17 protein-coding genes and 1 riboswitch are annotated in these 20,984 nt (G+C 71.0%); of the genes, 10 read left to right on the plus strand and 7 right to left on the minus strand.

From position 1 onward, the window contains the following. Nucleotides 1-4: 4 nt before the first annotated feature. Entirely contained in the window at nucleotides 5-640 is a 636-nt protein-coding gene (locus IE311_RS07585; protein WP_189830808.1) for a GNAT family protein, read from the minus strand. Nucleotides 641-714: 74 nt separating this feature from the next. Between IE311_RS07585 and IE311_RS07590 the strand changes: the two genes are divergently transcribed. Next, nucleotides 715-930: an EF-hand domain-containing protein gene (locus IE311_RS07590; RefSeq protein ID WP_189830809.1), complete on the plus strand. Its 216-nt coding sequence runs from the start codon at nucleotides 715-717 to the stop codon at nucleotides 928-930. Between the two features lie 107 nt (nucleotides 931-1,037). Here the strand turns inward: IE311_RS07590 and IE311_RS07595 are convergent, their stop codons facing one another. From IE311_RS07595 to gcvT, 6 genes are all read right to left on the minus strand, one after another. Then, nucleotides 1,038-3,821: a helix-turn-helix transcriptional regulator gene (locus tag IE311_RS07595; protein ID WP_189830810.1), complete on the minus strand. Its 2,784-nt coding sequence runs from the start codon at nucleotides 3,819-3,821 to the stop codon at nucleotides 1,038-1,040. 447 nt (nucleotides 3,822-4,268) lie between these two features. Then, entirely contained in the window at nucleotides 4,269-5,231 is a 963-nt protein-coding gene (locus IE311_RS07600) for a collagenase (protein WP_189830811.1), read from the minus strand. A 953-nt stretch (nucleotides 5,232-6,184) separates the two neighbouring features. Then, nucleotides 6,185-7,555: an L-serine ammonia-lyase gene (locus IE311_RS07605; protein ID WP_189830812.1), complete on the minus strand. Its 1,371-nt coding sequence runs from the start codon at nucleotides 7,553-7,555 to the stop codon at nucleotides 6,185-6,187. A gap of 167 nt (nucleotides 7,556-7,722) precedes the next feature. Beyond that, nucleotides 7,723-8,988 carry a serine hydroxymethyltransferase gene (locus IE311_RS07610; protein ID WP_229901780.1) on the minus strand — a complete coding sequence of 422 codons (1,266 nt, stop codon included), beginning with the start codon at nucleotides 8,986-8,988 and terminating at the stop codon, nucleotides 7,723-7,725. A gap of 32 nt (nucleotides 8,989-9,020) precedes the next feature. Then, the gene (gcvH, locus tag IE311_RS07615; RefSeq protein WP_189830813.1) at nucleotides 9,021-9,401 is read right to left on the minus strand and encodes a glycine cleavage system protein GcvH; all 381 of its coding nucleotides are present in this window, start codon (nucleotides 9,399-9,401) and stop codon (nucleotides 9,021-9,023) included. A 77-nt stretch (nucleotides 9,402-9,478) separates the two neighbouring features. Next, nucleotides 9,479-10,603, minus strand: a complete 1,125-nt coding sequence (gcvT, locus tag IE311_RS07620) for a glycine cleavage system aminomethyltransferase GcvT (RefSeq protein ID WP_189830814.1) — start codon at nucleotides 10,601-10,603, stop codon at nucleotides 9,479-9,481. A 185-nt stretch (nucleotides 10,604-10,788) separates the two neighbouring features. Next, a riboswitch (glycine riboswitch) is annotated at nucleotides 10,789-10,884 on the minus strand. Between the two features lie 153 nt (nucleotides 10,885-11,037). Here gcvT and IE311_RS07625 point away from each other — a divergent pair. From IE311_RS07625 to IE311_RS07665, 9 genes are all read left to right on the plus strand, one after another. Further along, complete coding sequence (locus tag IE311_RS07625; RefSeq protein WP_189830815.1) at nucleotides 11,038-11,700, plus strand: AAA family ATPase; 663 nt, start codon at nucleotides 11,038-11,040, stop codon at nucleotides 11,698-11,700. A 145-nt stretch (nucleotides 11,701-11,845) separates the two neighbouring features. Continuing rightward, nucleotides 11,846-12,586, plus strand: a complete 741-nt coding sequence (locus IE311_RS07630; RefSeq protein ID WP_189830816.1) for an enhanced serine sensitivity protein SseB — start codon at nucleotides 11,846-11,848, stop codon at nucleotides 12,584-12,586. Between the two features lie 159 nt (nucleotides 12,587-12,745). Next, nucleotides 12,746-13,537 carry an enhanced serine sensitivity protein SseB C-terminal domain-containing protein gene (locus IE311_RS07635; RefSeq protein WP_189830817.1) on the plus strand — a complete coding sequence of 264 codons (792 nt, stop codon included), beginning with the start codon at nucleotides 12,746-12,748 and terminating at the stop codon, nucleotides 13,535-13,537. A 362-nt stretch (nucleotides 13,538-13,899) separates the two neighbouring features. Beyond that, on the plus strand, nucleotides 13,900-14,928 hold the full coding sequence (locus tag IE311_RS07640) for an ABC transporter permease (RefSeq protein ID WP_189830818.1): 1,029 nt from the start codon (nucleotides 13,900-13,902) through the stop codon (nucleotides 14,926-14,928). Nucleotides 14,929-15,038: 110 nt separating this feature from the next. After that, the gene (locus IE311_RS07645) at nucleotides 15,039-16,808 is read left to right on the plus strand and encodes an ABC transporter substrate-binding protein (RefSeq protein WP_189830819.1); all 1,770 of its coding nucleotides are present in this window, start codon (nucleotides 15,039-15,041) and stop codon (nucleotides 16,806-16,808) included. 114 nt (nucleotides 16,809-16,922) lie between these two features. Then, nucleotides 16,923-17,921, plus strand: coding sequence for an ABC transporter permease (locus IE311_RS07650; protein ID WP_189830820.1), 999 nt, complete (start codon nucleotides 16,923-16,925; stop codon nucleotides 17,919-17,921). Further along, nucleotides 17,918-19,024, plus strand: a complete 1,107-nt coding sequence (locus tag IE311_RS07655; protein ID WP_189830821.1) for an ABC transporter ATP-binding protein — start codon at nucleotides 17,918-17,920, stop codon at nucleotides 19,022-19,024. The genes IE311_RS07650 and IE311_RS07655 overlap by 4 nt, the downstream gene beginning before the upstream one ends. An 8-nt stretch (nucleotides 19,025-19,032) precedes the next feature. After that, nucleotides 19,033-20,199, plus strand: coding sequence for an ABC transporter ATP-binding protein (locus IE311_RS07660; RefSeq protein ID WP_189831030.1), 1,167 nt, complete (start codon nucleotides 19,033-19,035; stop codon nucleotides 20,197-20,199). 93 nt (nucleotides 20,200-20,292) lie between these two features. Continuing rightward, nucleotides 20,293-20,970 carry a trimeric intracellular cation channel family protein gene (locus IE311_RS07665; RefSeq protein WP_189830822.1) on the plus strand — a complete coding sequence of 226 codons (678 nt, stop codon included), beginning with the start codon at nucleotides 20,293-20,295 and terminating at the stop codon, nucleotides 20,968-20,970. Nucleotides 20,971-20,984 lie beyond the last annotated feature (14 nt).

The following is a 20,984-nucleotide window of genomic DNA, read 5'->3' on the forward strand; positions in this document are numbered from 1 at the left end:
TCCGTCAGCCCGCGATGAGCAGGGCCTCCGACGCCACCGGGCGGTAGCCGGCCGCCTGGAAGGCCCGGACGCTGCGGGCGTTGCCGGGGGACTGCTGGGCCCACACCACGTCGCCGGGCGTGAGGTGGCGGGCCGCCGTGGCCAGCGCGCGGCCCAGCCCCCGGTGGCGGACCTCCTCGTCCACCTCGACCGCCGCCTCCCAGCGGCCCGCGACGCCCCGGCCCAGGACCAGCACCCCGCCGTCGGCCGCCCACACCCGGACGTCGTCGCGGAACTTCAGGGCCCGCGCCACCCGGGGATGCTCCGGGTCCTCGATCTCGCGGAGCTCCAGCGGGGGAGCGCCCGGCAGGCGGTCGGCCACCGTCAGCAGGTCGATCGTGTTCATGTGCAGGCCGGTGCGGGCCATCAGGGCGACCAGGAAGGCCGGGTTCATGCTCGCCGCGAGCGGGTCGCTCGACGTGGCCGCCAGCTCGGCCCGCACCCATGCCGGGTCGGCGTCCGTGAAGACCACCGAGTGGGCGGTGAAGGCCAGCACCCCGGCGTCCCGGGGGTTCGGCGGGGGCACCACCGTCGTCGTGCCGTCCGGGGCGGGGAACCGTCCGCTCGCCGCGTCCGCCAGGATCCGTGCGACCTCGTTCATACCCCCATCATCCGGCAGGGGCGGGCCAGCTAATCTGACCCCCGTCAGATAAGCACCGAGAAGGGGCGGAAGCAGTGGCGGACATCGAGTCGGCACGTACGGCATTCAACCAGTTCGACGCGGACGGCGACGGCTTCATCACCGCCGCGGAGTACAAGAGCCTCATGGCGCGCCACGGCGACTTCCACGTCACCGAGACGGTCGCCGAGGTCCTCATCAAGCAGCGTGACGACAACGGCGACGGCGTCCTGTCCTGGGACGAGTTCTGGGCGCACTACAACAAGGCCTGACCCGCCCGCCCGGGTGGGCGCCGCAACGCCGAGTTGCCGCCCGCCCGGGGCCCGGTGACGCTTCCCGGACCCCCGCCCCGCCGCCTGCGGACGTACTCCGCGGGGTGTCAGGGCGTGCGCTCCGGTCCCGGCGCGAGGTCGCGCCGGGAGAGTGCCCCGGTCTTCCGCATGGCGCGGGCGATGTGCTGCTCCACGGTCCGGGGGGAGAGGTGCAGCGTCGCGGCGATCTCCCGGTTGGTCAGGCCGGAGACCGCGAGCCGGGCCACCTCCGCCTCCCGGGGGGACAGCTCGTCGGTGTGCGAGGGGCGGCCGGGAGGACGGCCCTTCCTGGCCGGCTGACGGGTGCGCAGCAGGGCCCTGACCCGCGCGGCGTCCCAGACGGCCCCCAGGTCGGTGAAGCGCTGTGTGCAGGACTCCAGCTCGGTGATCGCCCACGCGGTGGTGGGGTCTCCCTGCCCTGGCGCATGCGGCGCGCCGGTGCTCTGGGCCTCCGTGTCCGCGGCGGGATCCACCTCGCCCTCCGCGGCGAACAGGCAGCGTGCGGCACGTTCCGCCATCAGCGCCCCGGCGTAAGGACGGGGCATGGCCTCGTAGGCCGCCGCGGCCTCCCGGTACAGCTTCGCGGCCTCCAGCAGGCTCTCTCGCGGCGGTTCGCCCCGTTCTTCCCGGAGTGGCGCCTCCGTTTCGGCCAGTACGGCCCGGCTCCAGGCCAGCGCGGCCACGGCGGCGGGTGCGTCGCTCCGGCCGAGGCCCTGGGCGAACCGCCGGACCACGATGTGCGCCGCGTCCCTGTCACCCGAGGCGGCCAGGGCCTCCACGGTCCACGGTGCGATCTCCGAGGCCCACGGCCACACTCCCTTCTCGGCCACCACCGTCCATGCGGTGCGCGCCTGCTCCGCCGCGGCCTCCACCTCCCGGCGGGCCAGCGCCACCCGGATCATGGCGCCGGCCGCCGTCGCGCCCAGGGGCACGGGCAGCCGCTCCATGCTGAACGTCCCCCGCTGGGACAGCCAGGACGTCGCTTCCGCCCAGTCCCCCTGGGCGAGGGCGAGCAGGCCCCGGACGACGCACGCCTCGGAAGCGATGACCGGCATGTCGGCGGTCGCGGCGACGAAGTCCTCGCACCGCCCGGCCAGGCCCGACCACCGGCCGGTCCACCACTCCTGGAACAGCCGGGCGCCCCGTGCCGTGTGCTCGATGTACGGCGCGCCGCTCCGGGCGGACAGGTCGTCTCCCACCGCCAGCAGGGCGTCGGCCCGGTCGTGGAAGCCGAGCCAAACCGCCGAGTCGGCGGCGTTGCACAGGCCGCGTGCCGACTGCTGGGCGCGTGCGGGGTCGTCGGTCGAGGTGGGCAGCCGCTCCACCAGCTCCCATGCATCGGGGTCGGCGCAACTCGTCGCGAGGTAGGCCCGGTTGGCCAGGACCGCCGTGCGCATGACCGCGTCGTCCGCGTCGTCCGCGGCAGCCGTGGCCTTGATCAGCCATTCCCGGTGGACCTCGACGGGGTGGCCCGGCCAGTACGGCAGGACCAGCGCCGCCATGGCGCGTGCGGCCAGGTCGGGCCGGACCTCGCGCAGCTCGGCGGCGGCGGTCTCCAGTTCGCGCCACCCCTCGGGGAACAGGCCCAGCTGGTTGCACAGCATCAGTCCCAGGTCGAGCCGCAGCTCTCCGCGCACGGCCGGGGGGAGGGACGCGTCGCGCACGATCTGCGTGAGCACCTCCACGGTCTGGTCCGAGCGCAGCCCGTTCACCGCGCTGCGGGCCAGCAGCGAGGCCAGCCGGGCCCGGATCTGCGACGGAAGGCCGGACGAGGCCAGCGTCCGCTCCAGCAAGGTGACGGCCTGCTGGTGTCGTCCGGCCGCCGCCGCCTGCTCGGCTGCCTTCTCCACGCACCTGAGCCATCTGCGGGTGTCGCCGGCAGTCCTGTGGTGTTCGGCCACCGTCGCCCACGGCACGCACCGTCTGCGGCTCAGCACGGCCGCCGCGCGACCGTGAAGGTCCTGGCGGACCGGGCCGGCAAGAGTGGCGCGCACGGCGGCCGCCGCCAGGGGAACGGCGAAGCCGTAGCGGCACCTGCCGTCCTGCTCGGCCAGGGCCGCGCCCTGTAGGGCCCCCAGCAGGGCGTCGCCTCCCGCCGCCGTTCCGAGGCCCGACACCGCGATCAGCTCGTCGCGACCCGCCGGCTCGTCGAGGACGGCTGCCGCCCAGACCACCGGACGGTACGCCGGGGGCAGGTCGTGCGTACGGCTCAGCACGAGTTCCGTCAGGCGCGTCGGCGGGCCGGCCGCCTGCACCTCGGCGACTGTGCCGGTGAACGCGGGCTCCTGTTCCCGCAGCGCGCCGAGCACGTCGACCACGACCTGCGCCACCCCTCCGGTGCTCTCGTGCAGTGCGCGTACAGCCTCGGCCGTCCAAGCCCCGCCGAGCGCCTCCTCGGCGGCCCGGCGGACGCGCTCCTCGGGCCAGGGCTCCAGCCGGTGTCGCAGTACCGTCAGCCTCGACGGGTAGGCCACCGGCGGACCGCCCAGGGGCAGGCCGGGCAGGGGGAGTTCCTCCGGCCGGTAGGTCACGGCGGCCGCCGAGCCCGGCGCCAGCGCCTCCAGCACCCGGCGCACCTTCCGGAGTTCTCCCGCGTCCGCCCGATGGACGTCGTCGATCAGCCACAGGGCCGTTCCCCGCCGGTGATCCTCGTCCGGCTGCCCGCCCTCGACTCCGCACCGCCACCACAGACGGGCCGCGCCTGCCGGTCCGGGCAGACCGGCCAGCTCCCGGAGCAGGTGGCTCTTCCCTCCTCCTGCGACGCCTTCGACGAACAGGAGGATCGGATCGGCGCGCTGGTCGGCGAGAGCACGTGCCAGCGGCCGCAGAGCGGGACCATGCGTTTCGATCACGCCGCCATCCTCGCTCTCGTTCTCCGCGGCGGGACCCGCGGGAAGCGTGTCGCGCCGTGCGATTCCCGTCGGGACGCGCGGCAACCCTCACGGGCCGTCGCTGCCTGTCCACGGTTCTCGGCGGGCGGGGTGCCCGGACGTGCGGAAGAGCCCGTGGCGGGAGGCGCGCCGCGGAGCACGCCCCGCCGACTGCCGGACGGCAGGACGCGACGCCGGCCGGCCGGGACTGACCGACGGCGCCGCGCCCGGCTCGTTCCGCACGTCCGTGCACAAGCCGGCCGACCGAGGCTGGGCGGTTCGCGCACATCCGCTGCACGGCCCGTGAGTCCGGTCGGTCGACGTACGCATTCTGCGGCCGCCGGGTCCTCCCGAACATCCGCGGAGCAGTTCCACGGATACGCAATCAACCTTCCTCGACTCACCAGGGACCCCGGCCGGCGGGTGCGGTCACGTCAGCAGCCACGCCCTGAAGCCGGCGTCGTAGCGGGTGCCGATGGTCTGCTTGAGGTACGTGCGCGCCGCCTGCCACTGGCCGGTGCGGTAGTACCCCAGGATCTTCGTGACGTCGGCCGGGTGCTGCTCCAGCATGTAGTAGACGGCCAGGTAACCCCAGGCGTAGATCCTGTTCTGGTCGTGCTGTTGCGTGGTGTCGAACAGGGTGCTGAGCGCGTAGGTCTGCTTCGACGCCTCACCGCCCGCCCACGAGTTCCACTTCCCGAGGTAGCCGTAGGAGACGTACTCGGCCAGGCCCTCGATCCACCAGAGGGTGGGGGTGGAGATGTTGGCGTTCCAGTCGCCGTACATGTCGTAGCGGCCGTCGAGGTAGTGCGTGTACTCGTGGTTGAGGTTCTTGATCGTGAACGCCTGGACACTGTCGTCACGGTAGGTGACGAAGCGGGCCTGGTTGCCGGTGGCGGAGGGGTTGCCCTCCTGGTACTCACCGCCCGAACCGGTGTTGGCACCGTAGAGGTAGCCGGCCAGACGCTGGTACTCGGCGCGGGAGCCGAACACCACGACCTCCAGCGAGGTGTTCACGTCGTAGGCCACCGGTCGCCCGCCGTCCTTGACGATGTCGTGGAAGAAGGCGTCCTGGCCTATCAGGCTGCTGCACGTGGTCTGGAGCTGCGCGGTGGTCATCTGCTGCGCCTTGATCCGCAGACCGCTGTTGCAGGTGTAGGAGACGGGCAGGTAGTCGGCGGCACTCTGTGCCGCCGCGGGGTCGGCAGCGGATCCGAGCTGCCGTGTGGTCCGGGCCGCGGGCCCCTGGGGCGCGGGAGCCGATGCGGCCGGGGCGCCGGCGTCAGGGGTCCGCGCCGCGACCGGAAGGACGGCGAGCGTCGTCGCCGTACAGGTCGCCAGCGCCGCGACGGTCGCCCGCACAAGGCGTCCACGGGGGGAGAAGAGGGACATGGGTCTCCTAGGGAGATACGGCCGGCCCTGGGAATCGGGGCGGGACGGGTGGGGGTGCGCAGGGGCGCCGCGCCCCGGTCGAGGGGGGCTTCCATGCGTGCTCGGCGAAAGGCAAGCGGCTTGTGGCCGAAAGGCGTTGGCTGCCGAGTGGTTGAACTATGGGGGCCGTCCCCCGCTCGGAAAACGCGGTAGCGCGCGATCCCGGATACGCAAGAAAGGACGAGGCCGGCCGTACGAGCCTCGTCCTGGGCGACCTCGCACCCGGCGGCGTGAGCCGGGCGCGGGGCGACCGGCCGCCGAGGACCTCGGCCGGAGGACCGACGCCTGCCGACGTCGGCCAGGGGGACGTCAGGGGCTGCCGGGCGGATGGTCTGCCCGGTCTGCAGGGAGCGGACGGAGGAGCGGCGCCGCCGAGCCCGCCGGGGCCGCCTCCGGGCTGTTGATCGGGCATGCGTATCGACCGGCCACGGATATTTCCGTCGGGGCAGGCCGCCTAGCGTCGTGGGTGAGTGAGCGAACGGCCACCGGCGCGGACGCGAGCCGAGGACCGCTCACGCGCCGCCGCCGGCCCGACAGGCAAGGAGGAGGCGTCGTGACCCCGTCCTACTTCCAGGTCGACGTCCCCATGAAGAACACCGCCGCGCCGGAACGCCGCGGCACGCATGTCTTCACCGGGACCGCCGACGACGACGCGCAGGCCCTGCGGAGGGCACACGAGATGTACGAGGCGGCGCGGAGGGCGCGGGCGGCCGGGCGCCCCCTCCCGCGGAGGCGGCCGGAAGGCTGGGGGGGGCACGCGGCATACGCCCGGGATGGGAACCGGACTGGGCGGCCGCCGTCGTCGCGCTCTGGAAGCGGAACGACCTCACGGTGTGGTGATGACCCCCTCCGCGTGGACGGCCTGGGCCCTGAACCGCGCCCGGCGCGGTTCAGGGCCCAGGCCACCTACGTGCTCAGCACTCGATGATGTTCACCGCGAGACCGCCGCGGGCGGTCTCCTTGTACTTGACGCTCATGTCCGCGCCGGTCTCCTTCATGGTCTTGATGACCTTGTCGAGGGAGACCAGGTGGCTGCCGTCGCCGCGCATCGACATCTTCGCCGCCGTGACGGCCTTGACCGCCGCCATGCCGTTGCGCTCGATGCACGGGATCTGGACCAGGCCGCCGACCGGGTCGCAGGTCAGGCCCAGGTTGTGCTCCATGCCGATCTCGGCCGCGTTCTCGACCTGCTCCGGGGTGCCGCCGAGGACCTCGGCGAGCGCGCCGGCCGCCATCGAGCAGGCCGAGCCGACCTCGCCCTGGCAGCCGACCTCGGCGCCGGAGATGGAGGCGTTCTCCTTGAAGAGCATGCCGATCGCGCCGGCCGCCAGCATGAAGCGGACGATGCCCTCGTCGTCGGCGCCGGGCACGAAGTTCGTGTAGTAGTGCAGGACGGCGGGGATGATGCCGGCCGCGCCGTTCGTCGGGGCGGTGACCACCCGGCCGCCCGCCGCGTTCTCCTCGTTCACGGCCATCGCGTAGAGGGTGATCCACTCCATGGCGTGCATCTTCGGGTCGCCCTCGGAGCGCAGCTTGCGGGCCAGGTTCGCGGCGCGCCTGCGGACCTTCAGACCGCCGGGCAGGATGCCCTCGCGGGACATGCCGCGCGAGACGCAGGACTGCATGACCCGCCAGATCTCCAGCAGGCCCTCGCGGATCTCGTCCTCGGTGCGCCAGGCCTTCTCGTTCTCCAGCATCATCGCGGAGATCGACAGGCCGGTCTCCTTCGCGAGGCGGAGCAGCTCGTCGCCGGTGCGGAAGGGGTACTTCAGGACGGTGTCGTCGGGGACGATCGGGTTCTCGCCCTGGACGGCGTCCTCGTCGACCACGAAGCCGCCGCCGACCGAGTAGTACGTCTTCTCCAGGACGAGGCCGCCCTCCGCGTCGTACGCGAAGATCGTCATCCCGTTGGCGTGGTACGGCAGCGCCTTGCGCCGGTGCAGGATCAGGTCGGCGTCGAAGTCGAAGGGGATCTCGTGGGCGCCGAGCAGATTGATCCGGCCGCTCGACTTGATCCGCTCGACCTCGTCGTCCGCGGTCTCGACGTTCACCGTGCGGGGCGAGCTGCCCTCGAGGCCCAGCAGGACCGCCTTCGGTGTGCCGTGGCCGTGGCCCGTCGCACCGAGGGAGCCGTACAGCTCCGCCCGTACGGTCGCGGTGTGGGCGAGCAGGCCCTCGTTCTTCAGGCGGCGGGCGAACATCCGGGCCGCGCGCATCGGGCCCACCGTGTGGGAGCTCGACGGGCCGATACCGATCGAGAACAGGTCGAAGACCGAGATGGCCACGGGAGGACTCCTTGTGGGGGCTAGACGCCGTTGTCTGCCGGGGTGGAGCAGAAAAGCGCGGAGAAGGGCGTGCGATGCGGCGCGGGGACATGGGGTGGGGCACCGCGCTCACTGTCCAGTGTGCGCGGTGCCCCGAAGGTTCGTACGAACGAAAGGGTACGAAATTACTACAGGCCGGGGTACAGCGGGTGCTTGTCGGCGAGCGCCGTCACCCGTGCCTTCAGCGATCCGGCCTTCTCGGCGTCGAAGCCGGGCTTCAGGGTCTCCGCGATGATGTCGGCGACCTCGGTGAAGTCCTCGGTCCCGAAACCGCGGGTGGCGAGCGCCGGCGTACCGATGCGCAGACCCGAGGTGACCATCGGCGGGCGCGGGTCGTTCGGAACGGCGTTCCGGTTGACCGTGATGCCGACCTCGTGGAGACGGTCCTCGGCCTGCTGGCCGTCGAGCTCGGAGTTCCGCAGGTCCACCAGGACCAGGTGGACGTCCGTGCCGCCGGACAGGACGGAGACACCGTGCTCGGTGACGTCGTCCCGGACCAGGCGCTCGGCCAGGATGCGGGCGCCGTCCAGGGTGCGCTGCTGGCGCTCCTTGAAGTCCTCCGAGGCCGCGACCTTGAAGGAGACGGCCTTGGCCGCGATCACGTGCTCCAGCGGGCCGCCCTGGAAACCGGGGAAGACCGAGGAGTTCAGCTTCTTCGCGAACGCCTTCTTCGCGAGGATGATGCCGCCGCGGGGACCGCCGAGCGTCTTGTGCGTGGTGGAGGTCACCACGTCCGCGTACTCGACCGGGTTCGGGTGCAGACCGGCCGCGACCAGGCCCGCGAAGTGGGCCATGTCGACCCACAGGTAGGCCTCGACCTCGTCGGCGATCCGGCGGAACTCGGCGAAGTCCAGCTGACGCGGGTAGGCGGACCAGCCCGCGATGATCACCTTCGGGCGGTGCTCCTTGGCGAGGCGCTCGACCTCGGCCATGTCGACCAGACCGGCCTCGTCCACGTGGTACGCGACCACGTTGAACTGCTTGCCCGAGAAGTTCAGGCGCATGCCGTGGGTGAGGTGACCGCCGTGGGCCAGGTCCAGACCCAGGATCGTGTCGCCGGGCTGGGCGATCGCGAAGAGGGCGGCCTGGTTCGCGGAGGCGCCGGAGTGCGGCTGGACGTTCGCGTACTCGGCGCCGAACAGGTCCTTGACCCGGTCGATCGCGATCTGCTCGGCGACGTCGACGTGCTCGCAGCCACCGTAGTAGCGGCGGCCCGGGTAGCCCTCGGCGTACTTGTTGGTGAGGACGGAGCCCTGCGCCTCCATGACGGCGACCGGAGCGAAGTTCTCCGAGGCGATCATCTCGAGGGTGGACTGCTGACGGCGGAGCTCGGCGTCGACGGCTGCGGCGACGTCGGGGTCCAGCTCGTGGAGGGGAGTGTTCAGAAGCGACATGAATCGATCCCTAAGGGGTCTCGGGCCCGGTCTCAGTTCCCGGCGGAGAACGCGGTGTACTCGTCGACGGTGAGCAGGTCGTCCGGCTCACCCGCGACGCGCACCTTGAACAGCCAGCCACCCTCGAACGGAGCCGTGTTCACCAGGGACGGGTCGTCCACCACGTCCTGGTTGGCCTCGACGACCTCGCCCGTGACGGGGGAGTACAGGTCGCTGACGGACTTCGTCGACTCCAGCTCGCCGCAGGTCTCGCCCGCGGTGACGGTGTCGCCGACGGCGGGGAGCTGGGCGTAGACGACGTCACCGAGCGCGTTGGCGGCGAACTCCGTGATGCCGATGGTCGCGACGCCGTCCACGGCGTCCGACAGCCACTCGTGCTCCTTGGTGTAGCGCAGCTGCTGGGGGTTGCTCATGGCCTGATTCTCCTGGATCGGGGGAGTGCTGATGAACGTGGGTCTTGCGGGGTGAGACGCGAAGTGAGACGGATACGTCACTTCTGGCGCTTGTAGAACGGCAGCGCCACGACCTCGTAGGGCTCGTGGGTGCCGCGGATGTCCACACCTACACCCTGGGTGCCGGGCGCGGCGTGCGCCGCGTCCACGTACGCGATCGCGATCGGCTTTCCGAGCGTCGGGGACGGGGCGCCGGAGGTGACCTCGCCGATCACCACGCCGTCCTTGACCACCGAGAAGCCGGCACGCGGGACCCGGCGGCCCTCGGCGACCAGACCGACGAGCTTGCGCGGCGGGGCGGTCTCGGCGCGCTCGGCGGCCTTCTCCAGCGCCTCACGGCCGACGAAGCGGCCCTCGTTGGTGGTCTTCTCGAACTTCACGACCCGGCCGAGACCGGCGTCGAAGGGGGTGAGGGCGGTGGTCAGCTCGTGGCCGTACAGCGGCATGCCCGCCTCCAGGCGGAGCGTGTCGCGACAGGACAGACCGCAGGGAATGAGGCCGACCGGGGTACCCGCCTCCGTCAGCGCCTTCCAGACGCCCTCGGCGTGCTCGGGCTTCAGGAACAGCTCGAAGCCGTCCTCGCCGGTGTAGCCGGTACGGGCGATCAGGGCCGGCACACCCGCGACGGTGCCGGGCAGACCGGCGTAGTACTTCAGACCGTCCAGGTCGGCGTCGGTGAGCGACTTCAGGATGCCGGGGGACTCCGGGCCCTGGATCGCGATCAGGGCGTACGCGTCGCGGTCGTCGCGGACCTCGGCGTCGAAGCCGCCGGAACGGGCCACGAGGGCGTCCAGGACGATCTGGGCGTTGGAGGCGTTGGCGACGACCATGTACTCCGTCTCGCCGAGGCGGTAGACGATCAGGTCGTCGAGGATGCCGCCGTCCTCCTGGCAGATCATCGTGTAGCGGGCCCGGCCGACGCCCACCGTGGAGATGTTGCCGACCAGGGCGTGGTCGAGGAGCTCGACGGCCGCCGGGCCGGTGACGGTGATCTCACCCATGTGGGAGAGGTCGAACAGACCCGCCTTGGTGCGGACGGCGATGTGCTCGTCCCGCTCGCTGCCGTACCGGAGCGGCATGTCCCAGCCGGCGAAGTCGGTCATGGTCGCGCCCAGCGAACGATGCAGGGCATCGAGGGCGGTCAGACGGGGGGCAGTGCTCATGGGGTGGCTCCCGGGTCCCAAGGGCGTGATCGGTGACGAAACACATGACGGGCGAGGACGTCCTCCCCATCTGTCATGGAACCTGAGAGGTTCACCGAGAGCATCTCGTCGCCGGGGGACCGGCACCGAGAGGTCGGCTTGCACCTTGGGTGGGGACACGCACGTGTCCCGCTTTTCAGATCTGCCTCATCCGCGCGGTACGGGGCCTGAGAGATTCAAGGGAGGGTCTTGCTCCTTCGGCGTCCGGACACGGCGGTCCGGAACTCTCCCGCGCGGATTCGAGCGGCCGGTATGCGATTGTGTGGCGACTGTGCGCGCCTGGCGCGCACATCATTGCACGCGAGCTCGGCGGGGCACATCGCTTGTGTCTCATTACCGTTTCTTTACACTTTGTGGGCAAGGGTCTTCTCAGGCCCGGGCAGGGGGAGAAGCGAATGAGGTTCCAGCACACCGGTGCGTACGCTCCGAGTACCGGCATACCGTCCCAGCGGGCCCGCGCCAGGACCCGGGGCCGCGGCCGGCTCCTGCGCGACCTGCGCGAGCGCGGTGGCCGGGGCCCCCGCGCCCTCACCTTCGCCGCCGGCGACCTGGTGGTCGTCTCCGGGCTGCCCGGAAGCGGCAAGTCCACCCTCATGAAGCGCGCCGTCGAGGGCACCGGCATCGACTCCCAGGACACCCGGGAGCGCTGGGAGGCCCGCATGCCCCGCTTCCTGCCGTACGCCGTCTACCGCCCGCTGGCCCGGCTCGCGCACTACGCCGGGCTGCGCCGGTCCCTGCGCTCCGGCGCCGGGGTGATCGTGCACGACTGCGGCACCCAGTCGTGGGTGCGCGGCTGGCTCGCCCGTGAGGCCCGTCGCCGCGGCCGTGCCCTGCACCTGGTCCTCCTCGACGTCTCCCCGGACACCGCCCGCCAGGGCCAGCGCTCCCGGGGCCGGGGCGTCTCCTCCTACGCCTTCGCCCGGCACCGGCGGGCCGTCGGCAGACTCGTCGCCGCCGCCGAGTCGGGCCGTCTGCCGCACGGCTGCGCCTCCGTGACCCTGCTCGACCGGGACGCGGCGGACACCTTGCGGAAGATCGGATTCCGGGAGCCTTCCTGAGCGGCCTCCCGAAGGGACCACCTCCCCGGGGGCCGCGCGGCGGGCGCTCGTACCCTTGTCTTTTGGCCACGGCGGCGCCGGGGCGGCGTTAGGGTGCTGCCGGGCGGCCGGTACGGCAGGCCGTGCGAGAAGGGGAAACGCGACCGTGGACGTGACGTGGCCGGGCAATGAGCTCGAAGAGGTCCTTGCCGCCTCACTCGGCAACCCCTCGGCCGGTGGCCGGCTGGTCGAGGTACTCGGGCGCAGCCCGGTCTGGGTGCCCCTGCCCAACGGCGGCGGACCCGACAGCCCCGACCTCGACATCCCCACCATGGAGATCGACGGCGCGGCCTTCGTCCCCGTCTTCAGCTCCGAACAGCAGTTCCTCGCCTGCGTCGGCAGCCACATGTCCTTCACCGTCGCCCCCGCCCGCGACTTCGCCCGCGGCCTGCCCCCGCAGCTCGGCATCGCGGTGAACCCCGGCGGCACCGTCGGCGTCCCGCTGCCCCCGCCCGCCGTCGCCGAACTCTGCCGCGCCGGCCGCACCCCGCTCGACGGCCCCGCCACCGGCGGCCGCGTCCGCCTCTTCGAGCCCGACTGGCAGGACGACCCCGTCGACTTCCTCGCCGCCGCCTCCGCCGAGTTCGAGGCCACCGGCGTCGTCGTCACCGCCCGGCGCGCCCTCGCCAGCGTCGAGGGCACCGAACCCGCCCTCTTCATCGGCGTACAGCTCGCCGCCTGGGACGGAGTCGACCGAAACGCGCCGCTGGACGCCCTCGGCCGCGCCCTCGGACGGGTCGAGGTCGCCTGGCCCGTCAACCTCATCCTGCTCGACATGGCGCAGGACCCGGTCGGCGACTGGATGCTGGAGCGGGTGCGCCCCTTCTACCAGCGCGCCGCCGTGTGACAGAGGGCCTGTTTAAGCTGAACTTCTCGACAGCAGGACGGACGTCGGTATGACAGGCGTCGGCAGGACGGGCGTCGGTACGACGGACGCCGGCAGGACGGGCGTCGCCAGGACGGACGCCGGAACAGACGTGGTGACGGAAGAGGGGCGGGACCCAGGGTGAGCGCGTCAGGCACCGCTGCGGCCGGACAGGTCGAGCACATGCTGCGCCAGGTGGCACCCGGACGCTACGACGCGTACGAGCAGCTGCTGCACGCCCTCGCCGACGGCGAGCTCTGGATGCTGCTCTGGCACGGTTCGCCCGGCTCGGCCGACGCCCAGTACGGAAACATGGAGGTCGAGGGCTTCGGTTACGCGCCCTGCGTCACCTCCGCCCAGGAACTCTCCGCCTCCGGCTGGCACCGCGCCCACGAACTCGTCGCCGGCCGGGAGATCGCCCGCGCCCTCTACCCGGACCGCTGGGGCGTCTGGCTCAATCCGCACGCCCCCGGCGGCGGCGTCGGCATCCCCTGGGCCGATCTGCGCCGCATCGCCACCGGCCTCGACCGGATGCCCGCCGGGCCGCTGCGGGTCACCGAGCCCACCCTGGAGCTCCCGCAGTTCTACGCCCTGCTCACGCAGAACGCGCACCGCACCCCCGCCGTCCGGGCGCTGCGCCGCGGCTGGGTGCAGCCCGCGCTCGGCTCCCCGTACCTCGTCATCGGTCTCGACCTGTACGACACCTCCGCGGCGGCCGTCGACACGGTCCGCGCGATGATGCGCCAGTCCATCGGAGCCGTACCCGACGGGCTGCCCGTCTCGACGGTCGCCCTCTCCGACGCCTACGACCCGGTGGCCCTCTGGCTGCGGGCGAACGGGCGCCCCTTCTACGACCGCGAGGCGCACGCCGGCCGCGGCGCGGCGCCCGTTCCCGGGTACGGCTACACGCCCCCGGCGCCGTCCGGATACTGAGACGTACCGCTGCTCGCCTCCTGTCCCACCGGCCTCCGGAGTTCGCTCCGGAGGCCTTCGTTCGCCCCAATTCAGGAGCTCGAAGACCCAGTTGAGGGACATGTCCGATTAGGGGGAAGAGGCCCCGAGATGGTCCGCTCAGCTGATCGTGCCGTCCGGATAACGGAAGTCGCAGCACCGCATCACGTTTGAGCAAACATTCCTCGTCAGGGCTGGCGGGTGATCACAAGCGCATTGAAGACTCCCCGGAACACCGGGTGTTCGGCTCCTTTCGAGCAGGTGCCCAGCAGGTTGTTCCACCGAGCCGCTACCCGCGGCGGGCAAGGGCCGGCTACCCGCGGCCGAGAGGGGTCCTCACCACGATGACGGCACCACTGCACGAAACGAGTGCGGGCGAGTCGACCGCCACCGCTGACACCGCTCCCGACGCACCGGGCACCCCGGAGAACTCCGGCGCCCCGGCCAAGGCGATCGAGGGCCGCTCGCCCTGGCAGATCGCCTGGACCCGGCTCAAGCGCGACAAACTGGCCCTCGCGGGCGCCTTCGTCGTCGTCTTCCTCGTCCTGGTCGCGCTCTTCGCGCCCCTCATCGTCGGACTCCTCGGCCACCCGCCGGACGAGTTCCACGAGGACCAGATCGACCCGCTCTTCGGCACCCCGATCGGCTCCTGGGGCGGCGTCAGCTCCGACTTCCTCTTCGGAGTCGAGCCCGTCAACGGACGCGACGTCTTCAGCCGCATCGTCTACGGCGCCCGGATCTCGCTGCTCGTGGCCTTCCTGGCGGCGGTCTTCGCCGTCGTCCTCGGCACGGTCCTCGGCATCATCGCCGGCTACTTCGGCGGCTGGATCGACGCGGTGCTCAGCCGGGTCATGGACGTGATGCTCGCCTTCCCGCAGCTGCTCTTCACGATCGCCCTGGTCTCCGTCCTGCCGAACGAACTCCTCGGCCTCGACGGCTCCGGCGTCCGCATCGCCGCCCTGGTGGTCGTGATCGGCTTCTTCGGCTGGCCGTACGTGGGCCGCATCGTCCGCGGCCAGACCCTCTCGCTGCGCAACCGCGAGTACGTCGAGGCCGCCCAGAGCCTCGGCGCCGGCCGCCTCTACATCCTGCGCCGCGAGCTGCTGCCCAACCTGATCGCCCCGATCACGGTCTACGCGACCCTCATGATCCCCACCAACATCCTCACCGAAGCGGCGCTCAGCTTCCTCGGCGCGGGTGTGAAGCCGCCCACGGCTTCCTGGGGACAGATGCTGTCGACGGCCATCACCACCTACGAGGCGGATCCCCTCTTCATGGTGATCCCCGGCCTCGCGATCTTCATCACCGTTCTGGCGTTCAACCTCTTCGGCGACGGCGTGCGTGACGCGCTCGACCCGAAGGGCTCCCGCTGACCGTTCGCCGACGACCCGATAGACCCGCCCCTGCCGCTGTCGACAGGAGGCTCATCCCCACATGGCGGACCGCCATATCGGCCGCCACTATCCCGGAGGTTGCGAGACCCATGACTCTGATGAGCTCTCAGAGGCGCAGAATCGCCGCGGGCGCGCTGCTCGCGGCGGCCACGATGGTCGTCACCACCGCCTGCGGCGGCGGCGGCGAGAGTGGCGGCGACAAGGGCAAGGGCGGTGCGGCCGGCTTCAACGCCGGTGTGAACAAGGTCGCCAACGCCTCCGACAAGAAGGGCGGCGAGCTGAAGTTCATCGGCTCGCAGGACGCGGACTTCTGGGACCCGCAGCGCGGCTACTACGGCTTCGTGTGGGACTTCGCCCGCTACTACACGCGCCAGCTGGTGACCTTCAAGGCGGAGCCCGGCGCGGCCTCCACGGAGCTCGTCTCCGACCTCGCCACCGACACCGGCAAGGTCTCGGCCGACGGCCTCACCTACACCTTCACGCTGAAGGACGGGGTGACCTGGGAGGACGGCAAGCCGATCACCTCCAAGGACATCAAGTACGGCATCGAGCGCATCTGGGCCCAGGACGTCCTCTCCGGCGGCCCGATCTACCTCCAGCAGGTCCTCGACCCCAAGAACGAGTACAAGGGTCCCTACAAGGACACCTCCGCGGACAAGCTCGGCCTCAAGGCGATCGAGACCCCGGACGACAAGACCATCGTCTTCAAGCTGCCGGTCGCCAACGGTGACTTCCTGCAGATGCTGGCCATGCCCGCCGCGTCCCCGGTCCGCCAGGACAAGGACACCAAGGCCAAGTACACCCTGAAGCCGTTCTCGTCCGGCCCGTACAAGTGGGAGTCCTACACTCCCAACAAGTCCCTCAAGCTTGTCCGCAACGACAAGTGGGACGCCAAGAGCGACACCGTTCGCAAGGCGCTCCCGGACAAGATCAGCGTCACGTTCACCACGAACGCCGACGACATGGACAACCGTCTGGTCGAGGGCGAGTACGACCTCGACATCAACGCGACGGGTGTCGGCGCCGCCGCCCGCCAGAAGGTGCTCCAGCAGCACAAGGGCAACGTCGACAACCCGCAGACGGGCTTCATCCGTTACGCGGTCTTCCCGCAGACGGTCATCCCCAACATCGAGTGCCGCAAGGCCATCATCTACGCGGCCGACTCCAAGTCCCTGCAGACCGCCCGTGGTGGCCCGCAGGCCGGTGGCGACATCGCCTCCAACATGCTGCCGCCGGCGCTCAAGGGTGCCGACGCCAAGGCCGACCCGTACGGCAAGCTCGGTGGCGCGCCGGACCTCGCCAAGGCGAAGGAGGCCCTGAAGAAGTGCGGTAAGCCGGACGGCTTCAAGACCACCATCGCGGTCCGCAACAACAAGAAGATCGAGATCGCGACCGCCGAGTCCCTCCAGCAGTCGCTGAAGGCCGTCGGCATCGAGGCCCAGATCGACCAGTTCGACGGCGCCCAGACCTCCGGCATCATCGGTTCGCCGAAGGTCGTCAAGGACAAGGGCTACGGCATCATCATCATGGGCTGGGGCGCCGACTTCCCGACCGGACAGGGCTTCCTCCAGCCGCTGGTCGACGGCCGCTTCATCCTCCAGAGCGGTAACAACAACTTCTCCGAGCTGAACGACCCGGCCGTCAACGGCCTGTTCGACCAGGCGCTGAAGGAGACCGACCCGACCAAGGCCGGCGAGCTCTACAAGCAGATCAACACCAAGGTCTCCGAGGCCGCGGTCTACCTGCCCTTCACCCACGAGAAGAACATCATCTGGCGCAGCTCCCGCCTGACCAACGTGTACACGGCGGACGCCTACAACGGCCGCTACGACTACGCGTCGCTCGGCGTCATCAAGTAATCCGCTCCGCTTCACCGGCGCACCACCCGCCGCCAGGTCCGAAGGGCAGGTGATGGCCGAGGGCGGCGGCCGGGGGACCCGATCGGGTCCCCCGGCCGCCGACCGGCCGACCGCATGCTTGCATACATAGTCCGACGGCTCTTCGCAGTCGTCGCGATGCTGCTCGTCGTCACCCTCGTGACGCTCAGCATCTTCTTCCTCATCCCCAAGATGACCGGCAGTGACCCTGCCGCGATGTTCGTCGGCAAGCAGGCGGATCCGGCTGCCATCGAGGCCGTCCGGCAGAAGCTGGGTCTGGACGAGCCGATCCTGGTGCAGTTCTGGCACTTCGTGTCCGGCATCTTCGTCGGTCGTGACTACACCGGCGGTGGCGACTCCATCCACTGCGCGGCGCCCTGCTTCGGCTACTCGTTCCGCAGTGAGCAGGACGTCTGGTCGATGCTGGTCGAGGCCTTCCCCGTCACTCTCTCCATGGTGGTCGGCGCCGCCGTGCTGTGGCTGGTCCTGGGCGTCTCCACGGGTGTCGTCTCCGCGCTCAAGCGGGGCACGATCGTCGACCGCGTGGCGATGATCACGGCCCTCTCCGGCGTCTCGCTCCCCATCTTCTTCACCGCCATGCTGGCGATGCTCGTCTTCCGCACCCAACTGGACTGGGTCGACGCCACGTACGTGCCGCTCTCCGAATCCTTCGGCGGCTGGTTCGGCGGCCTGCTGCTGCCCTGGGTGACGCTCGCCTTCCTGTACGCGGCGATGTACGCGCGGCTCACCCGCGCCACCATGCTGGAGGTCCTCGGCGAGGACTACATCCGCACCGCGCGGGCCAAGGGCCTTCCGGAGTCCGTCGTGCTGGGCAAGCACGCCATGCGCTCCACCATGACCCCCATCCTGACCATCTTCGGCATGGACCTCGGCGCCCTCGTCGGCGGCGCGATCCTGACCGAGACCGCGTTCAGCCTCCACGGCCTGGGCGCCCTGGCCATCCGGGGCGTGAACGAGCGCGACCTGCCGCTCATCCTGGCCGTCACGCTCATCACCGCCGCGTGCGTCGTCATCGCGAACCTCGTGGTGGACCTGCTGTACGCGGTGATCGACCCCCGAGTGAGGCTCGCATGACGGACAAGCTGACGAAGACCGGCGCCGCCGTGGCGGAGCCGGTCGAGTCCGGGAAGAACGCGCCGTCCGACGCCTTCCTCGACGTCCGCGACCTGAAGATCCACTTCCCGACCGACGACGGTCTGGTCAAGTCGGTCGACGGGCTCAGCTTCCAGCTGGAGAAGGGCAAGACCCTCGGCATCGTGGGCGAGTCCGGCTCCGGCAAGTCGGTGACCTCGCTCGGCATCATGGGCCTGCACACCGTCGGCCAGTACGGCCGGCAGAAGGCCCGCATCTCCGGCGAGATCTGGCTGAACGGGCGCGAGCTGCTCTCGGCCGACCCGGACGAGGTCCGGAAGATGCGTGGCCAGGAGATGGCCATGATCTTCCAGGATCCGCTGTCCGCGATGCACCCGTACTACACGGTCGGCCACCAGATCGTGGAGGCGTACCGCGTCCACCACCCCGTCGACAAGAAGACGGCGCGCAAGCGGGCCGTCGAACTCCTCGACCGGGTCGGGATCCCCGAGCCCGCCAAGCGGTTCGACAACTACCCGCACGAGTTCTCCGGCGGTATGCGCCAGCGCGCGATGATCGCCATGGCGCTCGTCAACAACCCGTCGCTGCTCATCGCCGACGAGCCGACCACCGCGCTCGACGTGACCGTGCAGGCCCAGATCCTCGACCTGATGCGGGACCTCCAGAAGGAGTTCGGCTCCGCGGTCGTCATCATCACCCACGACCTCGGCGTCGTCGCCGAGCTCGCCGACGACATCCTCGTCATGTACGGCGGGCGCTGCGTCGAACGCGGACCGGCCGAGTCCGTCTTCTACGAGCCGCAGCACCCCTACACCTGGGGCCTGCTCGGCTCGATGCCGAGGATCGACCGCGACCAGACCGAGCGGCTCATCCCGGTCAAGGGCAACCCGCCCAGCCTCATCAACATCCCGAGCGGCTGCGCCTTCAACCCCCGCTGCCCGTACGCGGACGTCCCCAAGGGCGGCATCACGCGCACCCAGCGACCGGAGCTGGCGCCGGCCGGGGACCGCCACTTCTCGGCGTGCCACATGCCGCAGGAGGAGCGGACCCGTATCTGGACCGAAGAGATTGCGCCGAAACTGTGAGCGAGACCATGGAACCCCTCCTCAAGGTCACCGGCCTGAAGAAGCACTTCCCCATCAAGAAGGGGCTTCTCCAGCGCCAGACCGGCGCCGTCAAGGCGGTCGACGGGATCGACTTCGAGGTCCTGCCCGGTGAGACCCTCGGCGTCGTCGGCGAGTCCGGCTGCGGCAAGTCCACGATGGGCCGGCTCATCACCCGGCTGCTCGAACCGACCGGCGGCACGGTCGAGTTCCAGGGCACGGACATCTCCCACCTCGGTGTGGGCGGGATGCGTCCGTTCCGCCGGGACATCCAGATGATCTTCCAGGACCCGTACGGCTCGCTGAACCCGCGCCACACGGTCGGCACGATCGTCTCGGCGCCCTTCAAGCTCCAGGGCGTGGAGCCCGAGGGCGGCGTCAAGAAGGAGGTCCAGCGCCTGCTCGGCCTGGTCGGCCTCAACCCGGAGCACTACAACCGCTACCCGCACGAGTTCTCCGGCGGTCAGCGCCAGCGCATCGGCATCGCCCGCGCGCTGGCCCTGAAGCCGAAGCTCGTGGTGGCGGACGAGCCGGTCTCGGCCCTGGACGTCTCCATCCAGGCCCAGGTGGTCAACCTCCTGGACGACCTCCAGCAGGAGCTCGGCCTCACGTACGTGATCATCGCCCACGACCTGTCGGTCATCCGGCACGTCTCGGACCGCATCGCGGTCATGTACCTGGGCAAGATCGTGGAGCTCGCGGACCGCAAGTCCCTGTACGAGAACCCGATGCACCCGTACACCCGCGCCCTCATGTCGGCGGTCCCGATCCCGGACCCCCGCCGGCGGGGCGCGAAGAGCGACCGCATCCTTCTGACGGGCGACGTCCCGTCCCCGATCGCCCCGCCGCCGGGCTGCCGCTTCAACACCCGCTGCTGGAAGGCCACGGACGTCTGCAGGACCGACGAGCCCCCACTCGTGGAACTCCGGCCCGGCCAGCGGGTGGCCTGCCACCACCCGGAGAACGCGGAGTCCCTGACGATCCCCGCCGCGAGGCAGTCGGTGGAGATCACGAAGGCGCCGGAGCCCCTGGCGAAGGAGACCGCCTCCGAGAAGGAGACTCCGGCCGCACCACAGACGCCGGCCGAGAAGGAGACTCCGGCCGAGCCGGAGGCGTCCGGGCCGGCCGCCGCCGAGGACGACGCGCCGAAGGCGTGACGCGGGGAGGCCCCCGGTGCCCAAGGGCACCGGGGGCCTCGTCGTGCGGGGAGCCCGCGCGGCCGCCGCCGGAACTACCGGGACAATGGGTCGGTGCTCCACGACCTGTTCACCCCCTCCGTCCAACACGCCCTCGACCTCGTCGGCATCTTCGTCTTCGCCATCTCCGGCGCACTCCTCGCCGTCCGCAAGAACTTCGACGTCTTCGGCATCGCCGTCCTCGCCGAGGTCACCGCCCTCGGCGGGGGTCTCTTCCGCGACCTGGTCATCGGCGCCGTTCCTCCCGCCGCCTTCACCGACCTCGGCTACTTCCTGATGCCGCTGATCGCCGCGGGGCTCGTCTTCTTCCTCCACCCCGAGGTCGAGCGCACCCAGACCGCGGTCAACGTCTTCGACGCCGCCGGCCTGGGCCTCTTCTGTGTGACCGGTACGACGAAGGCGTACGACTACGGCCTCGGCCTCACCTCCTCCGCCGCGCTGGGTCTCGCGACGGCCGTCGGTGGTGGTGTCCTGCGGGACGTGCTCGCGAACGAGGTGCCGTCGCTGCTGCGCTGGGACCGGGACCTGTACGCCGTCCCGGCGATCGTCGGCGCCGCGATGGTCGCCCTCTGCATCCGCTTCGACATGCTCAACGCGTGGACCAGCGGCACCGCCGTCCTCACCGCCTTCGTGCTCCGGCTGTTCGCGATGCGCTACCACTGGCGCGCGCCGCGCGCCTGGAACCGGCGGTCGTCCGCCCGCGAGGCGCCCGAAAAAGCTACCGCTCAGTAGGTTTCTGGGGTACC

This window comes from Streptomyces zaomyceticus, assembly GCF_014656215.1.
Taxonomy (GTDB): domain Bacteria; phylum Actinomycetota; class Actinomycetes; order Streptomycetales; family Streptomycetaceae; genus Streptomyces; species Streptomyces zaomyceticus.